General features: G+C 39.3%; 11 protein-coding genes, 1 other RNA gene and 4 pseudogenes. 11 read left to right on the forward strand and 5 right to left on the reverse strand.

The genetic code is table 11. From position 1 onward, the window contains the following. Positions 1-427: pseudogene (locus A5N85_RS15620) on the forward strand (KamA family radical SAM protein); the annotation flags it as partial. A gap of 90 nt (positions 428-517) precedes the next feature. After that, positions 518-871, forward strand: a pseudogene (locus A5N85_RS16465) (transposase); the annotation flags it as partial. Between the two features lie 191 nt (positions 872-1,062). Here A5N85_RS16465 and A5N85_RS06460 read toward each other — a convergent pair. From A5N85_RS06460 to A5N85_RS06470, 3 genes are read right to left on the reverse strand one after another with little or no spacing between them, the layout of a single operon-like run. Beyond that, positions 1,063-2,463 (reverse strand): efflux transporter outer membrane subunit, encoded by a 1,401-nt coding sequence (locus A5N85_RS06460; protein ID WP_072576501.1) that lies wholly within the window; start codon positions 2,461-2,463, stop codon positions 1,063-1,065. A gap of 2 nt (positions 2,464-2,465) precedes the next feature. Further along, a complete protein-coding gene (locus A5N85_RS06465; RefSeq protein WP_072576502.1) occupies positions 2,466-4,403 on the reverse strand; it encodes a MacB family efflux pump subunit in 1,938 nt (645 codons plus the stop codon). Continuing rightward, the gene (locus A5N85_RS06470; RefSeq protein ID WP_072576503.1) at positions 4,403-5,590 is read right to left on the reverse strand and encodes an efflux RND transporter periplasmic adaptor subunit; all 1,188 of its coding nucleotides are present in this window, start codon (positions 5,588-5,590) and stop codon (positions 4,403-4,405) included. The genes A5N85_RS06465 and A5N85_RS06470 overlap by 1 nt, the downstream gene beginning before the upstream one ends. 488 nt (positions 5,591-6,078) lie before the next feature. On the opposite strand from A5N85_RS06470, the gene ssrS reads away from it, so the two are divergent. The 3 genes from ssrS (at position 6,079) to A5N85_RS06485 (ending at position 8,338) form a co-directional block, all read left to right on the forward strand. Next, a non-coding RNA gene (ssrS, locus tag A5N85_RS06475) (6S RNA) lies at positions 6,079-6,260 on the forward strand. 156 nt (positions 6,261-6,416) lie between these two features. After that, complete coding sequence (locus A5N85_RS06480) at positions 6,417-7,466, forward strand: NADP(H)-dependent aldo-keto reductase (RefSeq protein WP_072576510.1); 1,050 nt, start codon at positions 6,417-6,419, stop codon at positions 7,464-7,466. Continuing rightward, entirely contained in the window at positions 7,457-8,338 is an 882-nt protein-coding gene (locus A5N85_RS06485; protein ID WP_072576504.1) for an alpha/beta fold hydrolase, read from the forward strand. The genes A5N85_RS06480 and A5N85_RS06485 overlap by 10 nt, the downstream gene beginning before the upstream one ends. Before the next feature lie 57 nt (positions 8,339-8,395). Here the strand turns inward: A5N85_RS06485 and A5N85_RS06490 are convergent, their stop codons facing one another. Continuing rightward, positions 8,396-9,145 carry a hypothetical protein gene (locus A5N85_RS06490; protein WP_072576505.1) on the reverse strand — a complete coding sequence of 250 codons (750 nt, stop codon included), beginning with the start codon at positions 9,143-9,145 and terminating at the stop codon, positions 8,396-8,398. Between the two features lie 160 nt (positions 9,146-9,305). On the opposite strand from A5N85_RS06490, the gene A5N85_RS06495 reads away from it, so the two are divergent. Next, positions 9,306-9,899, forward strand: a complete 594-nt coding sequence (locus A5N85_RS06495; RefSeq protein ID WP_072576506.1) for a hypothetical protein — start codon at positions 9,306-9,308, stop codon at positions 9,897-9,899. On the opposite strand, the gene A5N85_RS06500 is transcribed toward A5N85_RS06495, so the two are convergent. Further along, the gene (locus tag A5N85_RS06500) at positions 9,874-10,122 is read right to left on the reverse strand and encodes a DUF7660 family protein (RefSeq protein ID WP_072576507.1); all 249 of its coding nucleotides are present in this window, start codon (positions 10,120-10,122) and stop codon (positions 9,874-9,876) included. The two genes, A5N85_RS06495 and A5N85_RS06500, sit on opposite strands and share 26 nt — an antisense overlap. A gap of 166 nt (positions 10,123-10,288) precedes the next feature. Between A5N85_RS06500 and A5N85_RS16470 the strand changes: the two are divergent. The 5 genes and pseudogenes from A5N85_RS16470 to A5N85_RS06530 all read left to right on the forward strand — a co-directional run. Next, positions 10,289-11,657, forward strand: a pseudogene (locus tag A5N85_RS16470) (helicase-related protein); the annotation flags it as partial. 53 nt (positions 11,658-11,710) lie between these two features. Further along, a complete protein-coding gene (locus tag A5N85_RS06515; RefSeq protein ID WP_072576508.1) occupies positions 11,711-12,589 on the forward strand; it encodes a hypothetical protein in 879 nt (292 codons plus the stop codon). 48 nt (positions 12,590-12,637) lie between these two features. Next, complete coding sequence (locus tag A5N85_RS06520; RefSeq protein ID WP_072576509.1) at positions 12,638-15,730, forward strand: site-specific DNA-methyltransferase; 3,093 nt, start codon at positions 12,638-12,640, stop codon at positions 15,728-15,730. Next, positions 15,730-19,031 (forward strand): annotated as a pseudogene (locus tag A5N85_RS06525) (DEAD/DEAH box helicase family protein). Before A5N85_RS06520 ends, A5N85_RS06525 begins: the two are co-directional and overlap by 1 nt. A 212-nt stretch (positions 19,032-19,243) precedes the next feature. Continuing rightward, on the forward strand, positions 19,244-19,673 hold a 430-nt coding region (locus A5N85_RS06530), incomplete at its 3' end, for a hypothetical protein (RefSeq protein ID WP_143143205.1).

A 19,673-nucleotide genomic window follows, 5' to 3' on the forward strand; every position in this document is an offset into this window, starting at 1 on the left:
ACGGGTGTTAGAAGAAACAGAGAAAAATTTGGTTTTTGTGATACACGCCAATCATTCTGCTGAATTTAGTCAGAAATCAGATGATGCGCTCGCAATGTTAGCGACTAAGGGTTTGCTATTATCTCAAACGGTGTTGTTGAAGTCGGTAAATGATAGTGTTGAAGCATTGCAATCCCTAATGAATGCTTTTTTAGAGAGAAAAATCAAACCTTATTATTTACATCATTTGGATTTAGCGCGGGGAACGCAACATTTTCGCCTTTCTTTGGCGGAAGGAATAGCGCTTTATCAATCTTTGCGACATGTGCTTTCCGGTATTGCGTTACCTGCTTATATTGTGGAAATTCCAGGCGGAGAGGGGAAGGTTCCTGTTTTGCAGCTAACAGATAATCAGAGATTTCAATTAAAACAAATGGGAATATCATGATAGTTAAATTGGCTAAAAACAGGATGAGACCTTTGCAAAACCCTAAAAAAACACTAAGCTTTCTCTTGAGCCAATATAGAGGAAAAAACCATGGCAACCTTCTTCCAACAAAGTGCCAAAAGCATCATTGTCAAACACATAGATCGATTTCCTTTACTCAAGCTTCAAGCCGTTATTGACTGGAATCCCATACGCCAAAGCCTGCAACAATTCCGATACCGTCAGGAATGTAGCGAACGCCCACCTTTAAAGCCATCTTACTCGGGCAATGGTACACCTTTCAGCCTCAGAGCTTGACACAGCCTTGTTACCCGTTTGGACTTCTATCTCTTCTGCGGATTTGATGAAATGCACATCCCTGACCACAGCACCCTTTGCCGTTATCGTAACTGGATTGCAGAAAGCAAACTTTTACCTAAACTTCTCAAGCTCATCAATCGCCAAAACGAGTCTTTGGGACATTACATCGTAAGTTTATAGTGAAAAGCTACTAGAATAGTTACAGTGTTAAGATAGATGAATGAAGTAAGCAAACATACTATTACTGAAATAGTAATCTAATTTCTGTGACTCTTTTATTAGCCTTTGACTATAGCGGTCAATGGCGTTCTATTTTGTAGCTAATTGCATGATATTTATTGAGGAATAATTAAGGTATCACTAAAATCTGATGAATGTGTTCCCCCGCCTAAGGCAAGATATAGAGCAACTCTTTTGATTAAGCGTTGATAACGAGTGTCTAGTAAAGCATTTTCTATATTGCGGCGACTATTTTGAGCTTCTAGTAGGGTTTGCAGACTATCTGCTCCAGCGCGATATCGTTCTTCTGTGAGATAAACAATATTATTCGCAGCTTGATGCTGTAATTGAAGCTGCTCGGCGGTTAGTTCGGATTCTTGTAGGGAAATTAATGCAGTTTCAACATCGCGTAAAGCGTTATAAAGCGTTTGACGATAATCTGCTAATGCGCTTTGGTATTGGCTTTGTGAGGTTTTTAGTGCGAGTTGTTTTTCTCTTTGCTGAAGAAAAGGTAAGCTAATGCTAGCAGCAATAGTCCCAATAGGATTGCGCAATAGTTGAGAGAGTTGTTCGCTGCTGGTATTGATCCCCCCCGTTAAGCTGATAGTCGGATAAAAATCTCTCTCAGCGATAGTGATATTGCCAAGACTGGCCTGTAAACGATACATTTTTGCCCGTAAATCTGGACGTTGGTGTAATAGGTTAGCAGGTAATCCAGCAGGAATATTGACTAATGATATCTGATTCAATGTTTCATGGCTGAGGTAGGCGGTTGGTGCTTGTCCTAATAAGGTTGTTAGTATGAATTGTGCTTTTTTTGCATTGGCTTCTAGTGAGATTCGGCTGTTTTGGATGTTGCTTAGGCTTTGTTTTGCATTATTGATATCCAGTTGAGAAGCAGCACCCGTTTGATGTTTTATTATTGTTAATTGATAGATTTTTTCTTGATAACTTTGTTGTTGTGCATTGAGCTTTAATTGTTCGTTAGCATAGAGCAAAGTAAAATAGGCATTAGCAATTTCTCCTTCCAAAGAGAGCTTGGCAGAAAGCCAATCTTCTGCGCTGGCATTGGCATTCCAAATTTGGGTTTGGGTAGAGGCTTTTAATTTTTGCCAAAGGTCAAGTTGATAGCTTGCTGATAGTCCTGCGCTATGGCTAGTTTGATGTTGATTATCTGAGAAATTTTGATGATAGTTGGTGCCAATATTTCCGCTAAAAGTCGGGGTTTGCGCTAGTGTTTGTTGATCAAGCGATAATTTTGCTTGTCGCCAATTTTCTATTAGTGCTTGTAAATTTTGGTTGTCTGTAAGCGCCTGAGTCATCAGTTGGTTTAGTGCTTGACTGTTAAAACTTCGCCACCATTGTTGATGTGATTTTTCAGCTGTTTGATAAGGTGCCATTATCCATTGTTTGGGTAAATCGATACTTTGGCTCAGATTCTTCTCAGCATTAGGAATAGAAAAATTGCTACAGGCACTTAAAGTAACTAATGAAGCACAAATAAATAAGATACGCATGATTATTCTCCACTTAGCGCTTCAACGGGATCTAATTTAGCCGCATTTTTTGCAGGCAAATAGCCGAACAAAATACCAATACCGGTAGAGCAAGCAAAAGCAATGATAATAGAAAACATAGAATAAATCATTTGAAATTCGCTGATGGCAGATACTAATTGTCCTAATCCATAGGCAAGCGCAATCCCTAAGATGCCGCCAATTAAGCATAGTAAAATCGCTTCGATGAGAAATTGCCGCATAATATCACTTTGGCGTGCGCCAACTGCCATACGAATACCAATTTCTTGTGTGCGTTCGGTAACAGACACAAGCATGATATTCATAACACCAATACCGCCAACAATCAGGGAAATAACCGCGATCGCAGAAATGAGCAAAGTAAGTGTTTGCGTGGTTTGCGTAATGGTTTGTCGGATAGCATCATTATTGATTAGGGTAAAATCTTCTTTACCATGCCGTTGAATTAAAATGCGTTTGACCGCATCTTCAGCGATAGCACTTTCGATATTATCTGCTATTCGAAGAATAATATTTGAAACGTAGGTTTGTCCTAATAATCGGCTCATGACGGACGTATAGGGCATCCAAATATTGACATTATTACTGTTAGAAAAGTGCATTTGATTATCAACATTAACGATTCCTATGATTGTCAACGGCATATTGTTGAGCAAGACTACTTTTCCTAAAGGGTTTTGATGAGGAAATAATTGATGTGCGCCATTTTCATCTAAATATCCTACAGCTGCATGATGAGTAATATCAGCTGCGCTAAGTATGCGCCCTTGCGTAATTGGGATATTTTGTACCTGAAAATACTGTTGACCCATACCTGTAATGGAAGTATTCAACGCTTTATCGCCAATACGTAAAGTGCCAGAGGTATTGATACTAGGCGTTGCACTATCAATAAAACTTTGCTCAGAAAGAATATTTGCATCTGATGCAGTTAATGTTCGAATACGAGCGGCGCGTCGTTCCCCAAACTTACCGGGAAAAACTTGAATGGTATTTGAGCCTAAATCGCTAATTTGTGCCAATACTTTTTGTTGCGAACCTTGTCCTAAAGCAACCATACTGACAACTGATGCGACTCCAATAATAATGCCAAGCATCGTTAAAAAAGCCCTTAGTTTATGCCCTAAAATTGCACGAATAGCCATATGAAAAGCATTGGCAAGGGCTTTTAATCCTAAAGTATCGGTTCCTTTAGCGGGTTGTTTAGGGGTAGGTGGGTTGATAGAACGTGGCGTTTGCTGCGTATCAGATAAAATAACTCCATCTTTTAGCTCAATCACTCTATCGGCGCTGGCGGCAATATTGGGGTCATGGGTAACCAATATAATCGTATGGCCGTCTGCATGTAATTCTCGTAAAATGCGCATCACTTCTTTGCCAGATTCGCTGTCTAGTGCGCCAGTAGGTTCATCAGCAAAAATAATTCGTCCACCATTCATTAGCGCTCTGGCAATAGATACCCGCTGCTGCTGACCACCTGATAGCTGACTGGGTTTATAATTTATCCGTTCACTAAGACCTAAACGAGAGAGTAGGGCATCAGCTCTTTGTAGCCGAGCGAGCCGATCAATGCTTGCATATACCGCAGGTATAGCCACATTCTCGCGTGCACGTAAATCTGCGAGTAAATGATATCTTTGAAAAATAAAGCCAATATGCTCACGACGTAACCGTGCACGTTCTCGGTTAGAAAGTAATTGCGTATTTTTACCGTCAATCCAATATTCTCCCTCTGTTGGTCGATCTAAGCAGCCTAAAATATTCATTAAAGTCGATTTCCCTGAACCTGATTGCCCAATAATTGCAACCATTTCCCCAGCATAAATCTCAATATTTAATCCATGTAAAATCGTGGCTTCTGTTTCGCCCTTGCCATAGCGTTTAATTAAATTTTTTGTTTGAATGAGCGGTGTATCCATTAGAAAAACCCTCTGCGTTTCCCAAATGGATTGTCGTTATTCCCTTCACTACTAATAACTACTATTTCGCCTTCATTTAATCCATTTTTAACTTCCGCATTTACGCCATCTTCTAAACCAACAGTAATAGGGCGGGTTTGTGGTTGTCCATTGACTAAAACGGTAACAGAAGATTGATTGTTATTGGTTTGAATAGCAGTCATTGGAATAAGTAGCACATTTTCAGCTTTTGCCACTTCAATAGAAATATTAGCTGTCATCCCATAGCGCAATTTATGATTAGCATTAGGAATATCAATATGACCATAATAATAAATCGCTGTATTAGCCGTTAAAGTGTTATTATCAGAAATCTCTTTCGGGGCTGGGTCAATACGCGCTAAATTTGCATGATAGGTTTCGCTATTTTTACCTAATAAAGTAAAACTAACAGGTAATCCAACACGCATCACAGCAATATCTGCCTCGGCAATTTCAGCTTTTATCGTCATTACATCCGTCTGTGCTAAAGTCACTAAAGTAGGGCTTGATTGTGCGGCGTTTTCACTTTGTCCTTCTTCTACCGCAACGGCAATAACGGTTCCAGAAATAGGTGCATTCACTTTTGTGTAACCTAAATTGACATTGGCATTTTCAATCGTTAATTGGCTTTGACGAATATTTGCTTCAGCTTCTTTAACAGCATTCTGTGCGCGGATAAAATCATTATAAGAACTTTGCTGTTCAGCCTGCGTGCCAGCGCCTTTTTGATAGAGCTTATTGGCGCGAGCATAGGCTTGTTGTGCGGTTGCTAAATTTGCTTTAGCCGTTTTTAATGCCGCTTGATGACTGGCTAATTGCGCAACAGCAGTTTGTTTTGCATTTTCTTGTGTTCTCGCATCTATTTCGGCAATTAAATCCCCCTCTTTGACTTCATCACCCACTTGGACAGTGAGTTTAGAAATTTCTCCCGTCACTTGCGCACCAACTTTCACAATTTTTTTAGGATAAATCATGCCACTGGCATTAACGCTATAAACAATATTTCCTCGTCGAACATTTTCTGTAATGAACTTTTGTGTATTATCTTTATCTTGTGTTTGCGCTTGATAGAGATACCAAGTGCCAGCCCCCAGAGCAATTAAGAGAATAAAAATCAATAGAGATTTAATAGAAAAACCTTTTTCTGTAGAAGACTTATATGGCATTTAATGATCCAAAAGCGATAAAAAGAAAATTATACGCAAATCCCTGATCAATAAATCTCAATAAAAAGTAAGGAAAGCCACTTAATGAAAAACCAAAATGTTATTGGTTAACTATAATGATAAGTTTTATTATTAAAAATATATTTATCTTCAACTGGTTAAAAAAAATAAAATAAAAGAAAATCAATTTTACTTGATATAAATAATAAGATTGATTATCATTAAATTCGACGGAGCAGTCATGTACTCTGTCACATTGCCTCATGATGATTTGCCCCAGTTTTACTGGGGTTTTTTTATGGGTAGTGGTTTGAAAAGTATGCTAAACATACTCTTACAAAAAATACTTCTTTTAATATATTGATATTTAAAATATTTAACTGCCATTGGATTATTTGATAATATTCCAGCATGCTTTTCAAACCACTACCTTTTTATGAAAAACGCTATTTACTTCTGATACACTTTGCTCTATATTAAGAGCCATGGCATGGCTGTTGGGTGCGTGTTTCCTTAGACCCCTTGACCCTAATTACATTTAGCCAGGGTGTCAGACGCAGTCGGGCGAGCAAGCCTACCTCGTAGTGGGAAGCCCAAAGACCCGCTGAGGCGCCCACTTGAACCTTACGGTTCAAGGGCATATGGTAAGAACGGCCTAAACGGTTATGTCACAATATTTAAAAGCTCGGTTTTCCGAGCTTTTTGCATTTCTGATATGTTGAAATTCTTTTACGCTTCTAAGTTTAATCAATCTTAAAGCGAATATGACATTTCCTTGAAGAACCGATAAAATGCATTTCTCTTTTGAATGACCAAAGAAAATTTTATGCAATTTAGACCGCTGGGAAAAACAGATATTCAAGTTAGTGTGATTTGCTTAGGTACAATGACATGGGGTGAGCAAAATACGCTTGAACAAGCGCATCGTCAGCTAGATTTCGCTATTGAGCAAGGTGTTAATTTTATTGATACGGCTGAAATGTATCCTGTGCCACCACGTGCTGAAACTTATGCCAGTACAGAAACTATTATTGGTAAATGGCTTGCTGAAAGACAATGTCGTGAGCAGGTAGTTTTAGCCAGTAAAATTGCGGGCCCTTCAAGAGGTAATGATAATCAAAGTTATATTCGCGGTGGTTCTCGGTTTACGAAAAAACAAATTTTTGAAGCTTGCGATGCTAGTTTACAACGCTTGCAAACAGATTATTTAGACCTCTATCAGCTACATTGGCCAGAACGTGATGTGAATAACTTTGGGCGTCTTGGTATTAGTGCTATCAATGATGCTGATGACATTACGCTTCTAGCAGAAAGCTTAGAAGCTTTACAAGAATTACAACAAGCGGGAAAAGTCAGAGAAATAGGGTTGTCTAATGAAACGCCTTGGGGCGTGATGGAGTGTCTAAGACTTTCCCAATATCATGAGCTTCCAAGAGTTGTAAGCATTCAAAATCCTTATAATTTACTTAATCGTAGCTATGAAGTTGGCTTAGCAGAAATTTCTCTGCGAGAGCAAATTGGGCTTTTAGCCTACTCGCCACTCGCATTTGGTACATTAACGGGAAAATATCGAAAGGGTGCGCGTCCTGAGGGCGCACGTATTACCTTATTTGAACGATTTAAGCGTTATACAAATCCACAAGCAGAATGTGCGGTTGAAAAATACGCTCAAATTGCAGAGGAAGCAGGTATGAGTTTAGCAATCATGGCTTTAGCCTTTGTTAACCAACAAGCCTTTTTAACCAGTAACATCATTGGCGCAACCACATTAGAACAGCTGAAAGAAAATATCGCTTCTTCTCAAGTCATTTTACAGAATGACATCATTGATGCCATCAATGCTGTTCATGCGGAGATTAGCAATCCATGTCCCTAAAATGGAAAGAAATTATTGTTGATTTGCCACACATCCGTTTAGCCGGTATTCATTATGGCGAAGGACGGCATAGCGTATTAGCACTACACGGGTGGTTAGATAATGCAGAAAGTTTTCGCCCTTTGGCGGAAAAACTTTGTAATGATGATGTTTCTATTATTGCTCTAGATTTTGCGGGTCATGGTCATAGCGGACATCGCCCGCTTGGAAGTGGCTACCATTTTAGCGACTATTTGCGCGATATTCTTATGGCGGCAGATTTATTGGGCTTAGGTTCATTAGATTTGCTTTGCCATTCGATGGGAGCTGCTGCTGGAACTTTAATTGCTGGCGCCTTTCCGCAAAGAGTTGCTAGAATGATTTGTATAGAGCTTTATGGTGTCGGAAGTATTTCTGACCATGAGCCTTTACCTAAGCGTTTTCGAGAGAGCTTATTGTCTTTGGATTACGTTAGTGCGAGACCTGCTAAAGCGCATCTGGATTTTTCAGCGTTGGTTAAAGCGCGTTTGCAAGCAGGCGAGATGCTTGAAGAAAGTGCAAAACTATTGTTATCAAGAAATACATCGCTAACGGCTGACGGCTATCGCTTCTTAAGCGATCGTCGATTGCGCCAATGGCAGCCTTCTTTATTAAGCGAAGCACAAATGATGAGCTTTATTCGGGAAATAACTGCACCAGTATTGGTGATAGAAGGGGAAGATGGTTTTGCTCGACAGTGGAAATTTTTATCTCCTCGCTATGAAGAAACACGAGATATTGAAATTATGCGCTTACCAGGTGGACATCATTTACATATGGATGATGCTGCAAACGTAGCTAAAACCATTCAAGCATTTTGGGAAAATAAACCGCTAACGGGGCTTTCCCAATAAAAATCACTTAGCGTAAGTGTATTTAAACAATACGCTAAGTGATTAAATAACTATTTCTCATTGATTTTGGTAGGCTTCAATCAGTAATTTTTTTGAGACTCGACAGCGATAGCGTAGCAATAGTTTAGAAAGCACAGGTAAATAACGCCAAGTCATATTCAATGCGCCCCAAAAGGTAAGTGGGCACTCACCGTCTGCATTTGCTTGACGAACATATCCACGCTTTTGCAGTGCTGCCGCTTCAAAAGCAATATGCTCATTCATTGCGTCAATAGGATTTTTTTTGCGTAGATCAATAGAATGGCGGGTCTGATGAAAATATTGGCTTATCAGTCGTTGCGATGCCCAAAGCTCAGCCAGCATTTGCTGCTCTGGAAATTGAAGACAATAAAATAATGGTATTGCTGGGTAACCGGGAGCTTTTTGTGGATTGCCAACCGTTAGCCGTGTGCCGTTAGTGAAGCATTCACTAAAGTCAGCATATTCCCATACTTCATTTATTTGTGTCTGTTGAATACTGACGACCATGCCTACCGCAAAATAATCTGGATGATGATAAATCAGCAGTTCATTATGAATATTATCAATTGCATCGGCAGAGAATGCGCCCGCTGTTTGAAAACCTAACCCTAACATTTCTTGATGATAGCGCACAAAGCGTTCACTATTGCGGGCGAGTAAATCTGCTTCGTTTTCTTGAATAAAATTCAGTCGTGCAGGAACTTTACCTTTGTGGTAAATCAGAAAACTAACGAGTAAGTAAAAAATAAAAGGGGCGATGAGTAGAGTGATAAGTATGGTTTGCATTATTATCCTTAGAAATATATTCACTTGAAGATAGTTTATCTGTTAGAAAAGATAGACTCAATGTTGTAGGGATGTTTTCGGTTATGGAAGAATGTTTTAAGATAGCCTGTTCTAAAGTTTCAAAATTTGTTAGATATTTCATCTCTCAATCAAAGTAGCTATGTCACTTTTTATCCCCCACCAAAACCTCTATGTGGCATGGAAGCTCTCTCGCCAAACGGCAAAGGTTTTATGGAAATTACTGGCTTCTAGTAGCTGTGCAATTGCTGGTGCACTTGAGACGATGGCAAAACGCCTCTCTGCTACATTAGAAAATGCTCAAATCATAGATGATATGATGGATTTAAATGAAGACTATGAGGCATTGGATAACACTCTTGAAGAATGGGAAGAAGAACCAGAAATTCTTTCTCTAGCAGAACACCAAAGTATTCACAATGAATTACAGGAATTAAGACATTTTATCGAACTGGCAAAAAATATCCAAGCAGATGCCAAAGGCAACGCCTTATTAAAAGCATTAGACCGAGCGTTTAATGAAATGTGGCGGCTTGGTGCAGCAGAAAAAGCCATTATTTTCACTGAATCTCGCAAAACGCAAGACTATTTATATGAATTGCTGAGCAAGACCGAATACGGTGGCGATAACGGCGAAGGTATCGTGTTATTTAACGGCACAAACAGCAACCCATCCGCCCAAAAAATCTACAAAAATAATTTTCTAAAAATTACTCATAAATCCTCGCAGCTATGAGCATATCTGCAAATAAACGCCAAGAAGGATGAGTAAGAACTTCTGGTTCCTCTATATTTTCATAATAACCTTCAGCGTCTTTTAACCATGATACCATTGCATTTAGAAAGCTTTCTAATGTATTATTCTCCCAACTTTCAGAGTTTTGATTATAGTCAGATAGCATCAAATACAAAAATTTTTCGAAATCTTGTTTATTCTCTAACTCTTTAGTTTCAAACATAATAATTACTCCTATTTCACAGTAATTGATTTTCCATTATCCATATTTATCTCTAGAAGCGCTAGGCAGCGCCTATAAAATATTCTGTTTTTTAGCTGATTTGACACTAATTGCCATAGTGAATTTTGAAAAGCGATTAGTCCCCAACCTTGTTGGCGGTTGTAGTCTTGAATATTTCAAAGAACAGGGCAACATCATGATTGCCACCGAAGCAGCAGCAGAAGGTATTAACCTACAATTTTGCTCACTAGTCATTAACTATGACTTGCCATGGAACCCACAGCGAGTCGAACAGCGGATTGGGCGTTGTCACCGCTATGGACAGACACATGATGTCGTGGTGGTCAATTTTATTGATAAAAGCAACGAAGCCGACCAACGCGTCTATGAATTACTCGCTGAAAAATTCCAGCTGTTTAACGGCGTATTTGGCACCAGCGACGAAGTCTTAGGAGCAATTAGCAGTGGCGTTGATATCGAACGACGCATTGCCGCTATTTACCGCAATTGCCGTGAACCTGATGCCATCAAAACCGCCTTTGCCCAACTCCAAAACGAACTGGCACAAGAAATCAATACCGCCATCAACCACACACGACAACAAATCCTCGAAAACTTTGACGAAAGCGTCCAAGAAAAACTGAAGCTAAACAAAGAAAACAGCGACCGCACCCGCAGCCAATACGAACAAATGCTCATGCAGCTCACCCAAAGCCTACTCAAAGACCACGCCGATTTTGACAACACAGGCTTTATCCTCAAAAGGCTACCTGAAAACATTCACGGCGACATCTCACTAGGGCGATACGAACTCCCTCGCCGAAGCGGCAACAGCCACCTTTACCGCATCCAGCATCCACTGGCACAACAGCTCATTGCCCAAGCCAAAAACAGCCAATGCCCCGAAGGCAGATTAACTTTCAATTATCACGCATACGGCAACACCATCAGCACCCTATTTTGGCAAAAGCGGACAACTCACCGCCGTATTACTCACCGTTACCGCACTCAAGCAAACAGAAGAACATCTGCTTATCAGCGCGATGACCGACGATGGCGAAATGCTACTAGAAGACGACCCAGAAAAACTGTTGCGATTGCCAGCACAATTCCAAGCAACAAATATCCGCCCATATGATGAACGCCTACATCATGACATCACTCAACGCAAAAACAATAGCCTTAAACACATCAACGAACGTAATCTTGGCTACTTTGAACAAGAAACGCAAAAGCTGGATGAATGGGCAGATGATTTAAAACTGGGACTGGAAACTGCGATTAAAGAAGTGGATTACCAAATCAAAGAAATACGGCATAATGCGACAACGGCGGCAACCTTAGAAGAAAAGCTACATTATCAAAAACAACAGCGAGAACTTGAAGGCAAACGCAATAAACTTCGCCGTGAGCTTTATGACAAACAAGATGCCATCGACGCCAAACGTAACGAACTGATTGAGCAATTAGAAGCACAGCTTGAGCAGAAAGTTACAGAGAAAATATTGTTTCAGATTGAGTGGGAGATGATGTGATAATTAATTGTTTTTACTACGTATGTCCTAATAGGCTATTAAGAGTTATTTAGATGAAAGTTTATCAAGCAGCGAAATATCATGATAAAAACCCTTGTCTAGAACATTTTGGTCAATCGATTTTAATTTCTATGCTACGAATTAGCAGTATGTTCTGTGATAAAAATAGAATTGGCTATGATACTAATGGGAAATATATTATTTATGATATTTATACTGGAAAAATACAACCCATTACAATTGAAAACTTGCTTATTAAATTTTTTAATTTTGCAAAGCAATTTACAATTCAAGAATATGAATTAGATAGATATAATGATTTAAGAGTTGTAGATTATTGGGAAGATGATCCCATTGGGAGTGTTGGTCTTATGCTAATAGATCCCAAATATGTAAGTAAAAATGATATAGATAATTTAAAGAATGATTTATCAATATATTTACCCTATTTAGGGGTTAATATGCCTAATTATCAACCTAATCAAAAATTAGTTTCTGAAATATTAAAAAAACGACAAAATGACTCTTTATTTCAAAGAGAACTGTTAAAAAGAAAACAGAGAGCAACTATACTAAGTCTAAATTTTTATGCCAGAGAAGCAATAGAGTTAGTATGGTTAGAGAGTACCTTTATTATTAAAAATTGGGCAGAAAATTTAGGATTCGATATTTTTTCTTATGAAAATCACAGTGAAAGCAATGGAGAGTTATGTTTCATCCCTTTAGATAAGCATAATTTGGTTAAGACTAACAAAATATTCCACCTATCAGAAAAATATTATTTCAAAAAGGTTATAAGCAATCTTAACTTTATCTTAAAAAATAGAAATGTTCATCAGTATGATGGACGATATTTTTTATGGGGATTTGAAAATCCTATACAGTATTGGCAATCAAACAAAATTAATTTTTTATCGAAATTATTTAAATAATTGAGGTAATAATTTATTAATTATTTTAATTAAAAGCTAAGGACTTTTATGACCGCACTCACCGAACTCACTCAAAAACTCAAAGAAATTTTCCAAATCGATCGGGCAGATTTAGATTTTGGGATTTACCGTATATTAAACAGCCGCTCGCAAGAGATTGAGCGGTATCTGACTTATACGCTACCTGAAAAAGTCACAGCCGCTTTTTCCACGGCAAATCAAGATGAAGTCCAGGCTTTAGAGCAAGCATTGGAAAAATTAAAAACAACGCTATCTGAAGCGGGCGTTTCTCCTGAAGCATCACCAAAATACCAAGAAATCAACGAAAAAATTCAAGCAGCCCAAAAAGGCAGTGCCAACAGTGAAGCAGCGGTTTTTTCCCATTTATTAACTTTTTTTTCGCGGTATTACGAAGATGGCGATTTTATCAGCCAACGGCGTTATAAAGGCGACACCTACGCCATTCCCTATAACGGTGAAGAAGTAATGCTCTACTGGGCGAATAAAGATCAGTATTACACCAAATCGGGTGAAAACTTCAGCAACTACCGCTTCACACTTGACGACGGTCGCGAAGTATTCTTCCGCCTAATTGCTGCCGATACTGCTAAAGACAACCGCAAAGACAATGATGGCAAACGCGTTTTTACCCTTGTAACCGCACGCACGATTGAAAAAGAAGATGAGGAAGGCGAGATTTATGAAGAAGAAATCTTGCCGTTTATCATTAATAACAATGGGCAGCAGCTGCAAATTCATTTTGAATATCAGCTGGCGGATAAAAAAGACAAACAAGAAAATAACAATCAAACTGCTTTAGCAATTTTAAAATCCGATTTACCTGCTGAGTGGCAAGCCGTTTGGCAAAAAGCACCAACGGATAAAAATCCAAACCGCACCCTGTTGGAAAAACATTTAAACGACTATACACAAAAAAACACCGCTGATTATTTTATTCACAAAGATTTGGGTGGATTTTTACGTCGTGAATTGGATTTCTATATCAAAAATGAAGTGATGCACTTGGATAATATTCAAGAAGCAGATAGCTTTGCCCATATTGAGCACCATTTACGCCAAATCCAAACGCTCCGCAGCATTGCCCATGAGTTGATTGATTTTTTAGCACAGCTGGAAAACTTTCAGAAAAAACTTTGGCTTAAGAAAAAATTTGTTGCCCAAACGCATTGGCTCATTACGCTGGACAATGTGCCTGAAGCATTCTATCAAGATATTTGCCAAAATCATAAACAACATGACGCATGGCAGCAGCTTTTTGCGTTAGAAAATATTCCCACAAATATGGCTAAATTTACGGCTTTTGCAAAAGAGCATCGGCATTTAGTAATAGATACTTCGCTTTATCCGCCCAGTTTTCAGGCAGCCTTACTCTCACAAATTTCTGACGCCCAACCGCTTGATGACATTACTGACGGTTTGCTCATTCATGCCGACAATTTCCAAGCCTTGAATTTATTGCAAGCCCGCTATCGTGAGCAGGTGAAATGTATTTATATTGATCCGCCGTATAATACTGATTCTAGTGCTATTTTATATAAAAATGGATATAAGCATTCATCTTGGTTATCTCTAATAGAAAGAGGACTTCTATTGTCAAAAGAATTACAGCGAGGTGATTCATTTTGCTTTATTGCCATTGATGACTTAGAACTATTTAGACTTAACCAAATGGCTAATAATATTTTTGGAGAATCTAATTTTATTAGCAATGTTAGCGTTATTCACAAACCTGAAGGAAGAAATCAAGAAAAATTCTTCGGGACATCAATAGAGTACATGTTAGTTTACGCAAAAAACAAATCGCAAGCCGATTTTTATAACGTGATTTTAGATAAAGAGCAAAAGCAATCCTTTGATTTATCTGATGAGCAAGGATTGTATAAGCGGAAAAATTTCATTAGATTAACAGATGGAAAATATGCTTTGCGAGAAGCCAAGCCAGAATTTTATTATCCAATTTATGTATCTAATGACTTATCTCATATTGATATAGTTCCATTTGAAAATTCGACCGCCGTTTTTCCTATTACAGACAACCAAGTAGAAAGAACATGGAAAACAAAACCCGATACCTTTATGGAATATCATAAAAAAGGAAATATAGAAGTAATAAAAGAAGGCAATAAAATAGTTATTTATGAAAAACTAAGAGAAAATCAGGTCATAAAAACTCATTGGAACAAAAAAGAATATCATGCGTATCATTATGGAACAAAATTATTAGAAAACATCTTTGGAAGAAAGGAGTTTAGTTTTCCAAAATCCATAGCATTAGTGAAAGATACGTTGACACTTTGCACTAAATTTAATGAAGTAATCCTCGACTACTTCGCGGGCTCTGGCACAACGGCTCATGCGGTAATTAATTTAAACCGTGAAGATAACGGCAAACGCAAATATATTCTGGTGGAGCAAGGCGAATACTTTAATACCGTGCTCAAGCCACGCATTGAAAAAGTCATTTACAGCGAAAACTGGAAAAACGGCAAACCTGTCGCGGATAAAGAAAAAGGCTATAACGGCGTGTCGCAAATCGTGAAAGTGCTCAAGCTCGAAAGCTATGAAGATACGCTGAATAATTTGGTGCTCAAAGGGCAACAAGATTTGCTTTCAGGGCTACCTGAAAGCGTGCGGGAAGATTATCTGTTGCATTATATGTTAGATACACAGAGCAAAGATTCGCTACTGAATACCGATGATTTCAGACGTCCTTTTGCGTATCGGCTGAATATCGCCACCGATTCGGCAGGGGCGTATCAGCCTTGCACAGTGGATTTGGTGGAAACCTTTAATTATCTCTTGGGCTTGCAGGTGCATCATATCAATGACCAGCGGGAAAAACAGCATTTTGTGACGGTGGAAGGCGTGTTGCCCAGCGGTGAGCGTTGCTTAGTTTTTTGGCGGGATGTGGAAAAGGTGGATGCGAAAGCCTTGCAGAAACATTTTGATAAATTGAATATTCAGCCGCAAAGCAGTCAATACGATGTGGTGTATGTGAATGGTGATCATCATATCGCCACCATTTGGCAAGGTGATAATGACACGGCGACTAAAACGTTGAAGTTACGCCCGATTGAACCTACGTTTTTAAGCCTAATGTTTGCTGAGGAGAATGTGTAATGGCAAAGAAACCAATGCAAACTAAGCCGAGTTTTCATCAGCATTTGATTTTAAACCGCTGGTTGTTGTCTTTGTTCGGGCAAAAAAATCTTAAGGTTTTTAAAGAACGCTTGGATGATGATCGTTTTTTGGGATTGGCGGATGATGGGCAGAGCAAATTTTTTGAACAGCTCAATAATCGTGTATTTTTGACAGAATGGCTGAATGAACAAGATTTACGCCGTTATGATTTAAATATTGTGCAGCATTGGCAAAAAATCACCGACAAGCGTAACCAAATCGAGGGGCATACGCTTGAGATGAAATATTTCCAGTATTTGTCGCTGCTGTTTACCGAGATTTATTTGGATTGGTATTTTAATCGCTTTGATGCGTTAGTCATGGCGTTAAATGAGGCGTTAAAGGCGTATCAGCAAGAGGGCGAGCCTTATGATTTTTTACCGTATCAAGTCAGTGATTTGAATAAAATTGCCTTTTGGAATGCCACAGGCAGTGGCAAAACTTTGCTGATGCACGTCAATATTTTGCAATATCAACAGTATGCACAAGGCGGTTATGACAAGATTATTGTGCTTACGCCGAATGAAGGTTTAAGCAGGCAGCATTTGTCCGAGCTTGTATTATCAGGCTTTTCTGCCAGTCTTTTTGATAAAAATAGCGGCGAGTTGTTCCGTGAAAAAATTGAAATTATTGATGTAAACAAGCTGGCAGATAAACACGGCGATAAAACGGTCGCGGTGGAGGCGTTTGCGGGCAATAATCTGGTGCTGGTGGATGAGGGGCATCGCGGTACATCAGGCACGGAATGGATGGCACGGCGGGAAAAACTAATCGATCAAGGCTTTGCGTTTGAATATTCTGCCACCTTTGGGCAAGCTGTGGCAGGCAGCAAAACGGCACAAGAGCAAATGTTGGAAATGCGTAAAAACAAAGCCAAATCTCGTTGGGGCAAAACATGGTCAAAATGCAGTGATGCCGAACAATCTGCTGTACAATTGTCTAAATTAGAAATACAGCAGGCACGACAAACGGCAATGTTGGAAGTCTATGCCAAAGCGGTGTTATTCGATTATTCCTATAAGTTTTTCTATGAAGATGGCTATGGTAAGGAAAGCCTGATTTTAAATTTGCGTGATGAATATTATGAACCGCACCATCAGCTCTATTTAACTGCGTGTTTGCTGAGCTTTTATCAACAGCTGTATTTGTTTGAAACGCATCAAAGCAGGCTTGAGGCGTGGAACATTAAAAAACCGCTATGGGTGTTTGTCGGCAATACCGTGTCGAAAGAAGACAGCGATATTCAAAAAATCTTGCAGTTTTTGGCATTTTTTCTTAACCATCCGAGCAAAATTCAAAGTTGGTTGGCGGATTTATTGGCGGACAATACACGTTTGCCTGATAAGAACGGCAATAATATTTTCAAGCAGCGGTTTACGTCATTGATGGAGTTTTGCGGTAAAGAACAGGCACTCTACGATGACATTTTAAAACGCTTATTCAATGCCTCAAGCCGCGGACGCTTAACGCTCACGCATTTAAAAAAAGCCGATGGTGAATTGTCGCTTAGCGTCGGCAATTATCCAGCTTTTGGTGTGATTAACATTGGCGATGCAGCAGGCTTTTATAAAACGACCGAAACCGAGAAAGACTTTGACAGCACAACGGATGATTTTTCAGACGGCTTGTTTCAACAGATTAATCACAACACCAGTAAGATTAACATTTTGATTGGCTCTAAAAAATTTACCGAAGGCTGGAGCAGCTGGCGTGTATCCACCATGGGCTTGATGAACATGGGTAGAAGCGAAGGCAGTCAGATTATTCAGCTATTTGGACGCGGTGTACGTTTAAAAGGTTATGGCTTTTCGCTGAAACGTAGCTTGCCTGAAGAAAGACCGAAAGGCATTCATTTAGAAAAATTAGAAATGCTCAATATTTTCGGTATCAACGCAGGCTATATGGAGCAATTTAAAGGCTACCTGAAAGAAGAAGGCATTACTCCGCCTGATGAAATATTGACGGTGAATTTTAAAGTGCAGCCAAATTTACCGCAGAACGTCAAACTCAAAACTTTACGTCTCAAAGATGGCTATAAAGACAATCAAAAACTCGGGTTTAAACGCCAAGAAATGGTGATGCTTTATGAAATTCCAGAGAAATATCAAGGGAAAATTAAGCCCATTCAGGTGGATTTAGATTGTTATCCGCAAATTGAAGCCATTGATAGCCAGAAAAAAAGCACTACGCCAAGCCAATCAATCAGCGCGAAAAAAATCGCTTGAATGCTTCTCTATTTGATTTATTTGACTGGGACGCAATTTATCTGCAATTACTGGATTATAAGCTTAAACGAACATGGTCGAATTTGGCTTTGGACAAACACCGCTTACGCCAATTTGCCCAAAAAAACGACTGGTATACACTCTATATTCCTGCATCCGCATTGGCGGTGAAACAATTTTCCGATGTGCTGTATCAGCAAAGCCTGTTAATCCAACTGCTTTGTTTATATACCGATGCGTTTTATCAACGTTTGAAAGCGGCGTATGAAGGGCAATTTTATGAAACGACTTGGGTGGACGAGAAAAATGGCTCTATGCAGGACGAGTACCAATTTAAAATCGACAATACCGATGATGGCAAAGTATATGAGCAAAAATTACAGCAATTAAAAGGCTTTATCGAAGCAGCACAATTTGCCAAAGCTCAACAATGGAACAAAACAAACGACAACAATATTACCGCTATTTGCTTTGAACCGCATTTGTATTATCCGATAATGACCATTCTCAAAGACGATAGTCTGCCTGTAAAAATGCAGCCTTTGGCAATGAACGAAGATAGTGAAATTCGTTTTGTGCATGATTTGCAACAAGCATATGATAACGGTAAATTGCAAGAATGGATTGGCGATAAGGACATTTATCTGCTTAGAAATGCCGCCAATAAAGCCAAAGGACTGGGATTTGCTTTGGCAGGCAATTTTTATCCTGACTTTTTACTCTGGGTGGCGGATAAAGAAACGGATAAACAATGGCTCACTTTTATTGACCCTAAAGGCATTCGCAATATGAGCTTGAATGACCCTAAGTTTGGTCTAGCCAATGAGATTAAAAAATTAGAAAAAGATTGTGCAATTGATATTACTCTAAACAGTTTTATTTTATCTATCACCAACAAAAAAGATGCACCGCATTTGCAAACACTGTCGGATGAGGAATTGAGAGAAAGGCATATTTTATTTATGGAAGATAACAATTATTTAAAGCAGTTGGTTGCATTAGTTTTAAAGTATTAAGTACCACAATATAGCTAAAATATCTTTAACTCGCATACAGCGCTAGCTCGTTTTGCCGTACTGAGGTTTAGCTGTCTGTGGTTCGCCAATTTGTATGCAAGCTAAACCCATTTAGCTTATATGTTATCCCCATCGGGGAATCATAACAGTATCTTGAGCATTCAGATTTATCAGCCTTGAACCCCGAAAGATTGACTTATCGGGGTTTTATTATGTTAGCCACTCATCAACCAACAACCAAAGCGAACGCAGCGCATCAAGCAACAGGCGGAGCAGCGAAGCGCGCCGTTGCTGATGCGCGTGCGCTGTTTGAGCGTCAGCATAAAGAACGTTGGGGCGACACCCCCACGCTAACAGGGGGTGAAGCCAATAACCTCCCATCCTTCAGGGCTGAGGAATTTGTAAGCCACCGTGTAGCGTTGCCGGTAATTCGTAACGGCAAACTGGTTGAACAGTTATTCCGCCAACCAACAGATGGACAAAAAGCCTTCATTGACCAATTAACCTTTGTCTTTGACAAAGACAGCCTTTGTGAACTCTCTAACCGTTCATCAAACGAATTTGAAACCAGTGAAGACTATATCAACGTCCTCAACCCCTACCTATATGAAATCTTTGGTTTTGGCGCATCCCACAACCGTG

The organism is Suttonella ornithocola (genome assembly GCF_001889065.1).
Taxonomy (GTDB): domain Bacteria; phylum Pseudomonadota; class Gammaproteobacteria; order Cardiobacteriales; family Cardiobacteriaceae; genus Suttonella_A; species Suttonella_A ornithocola.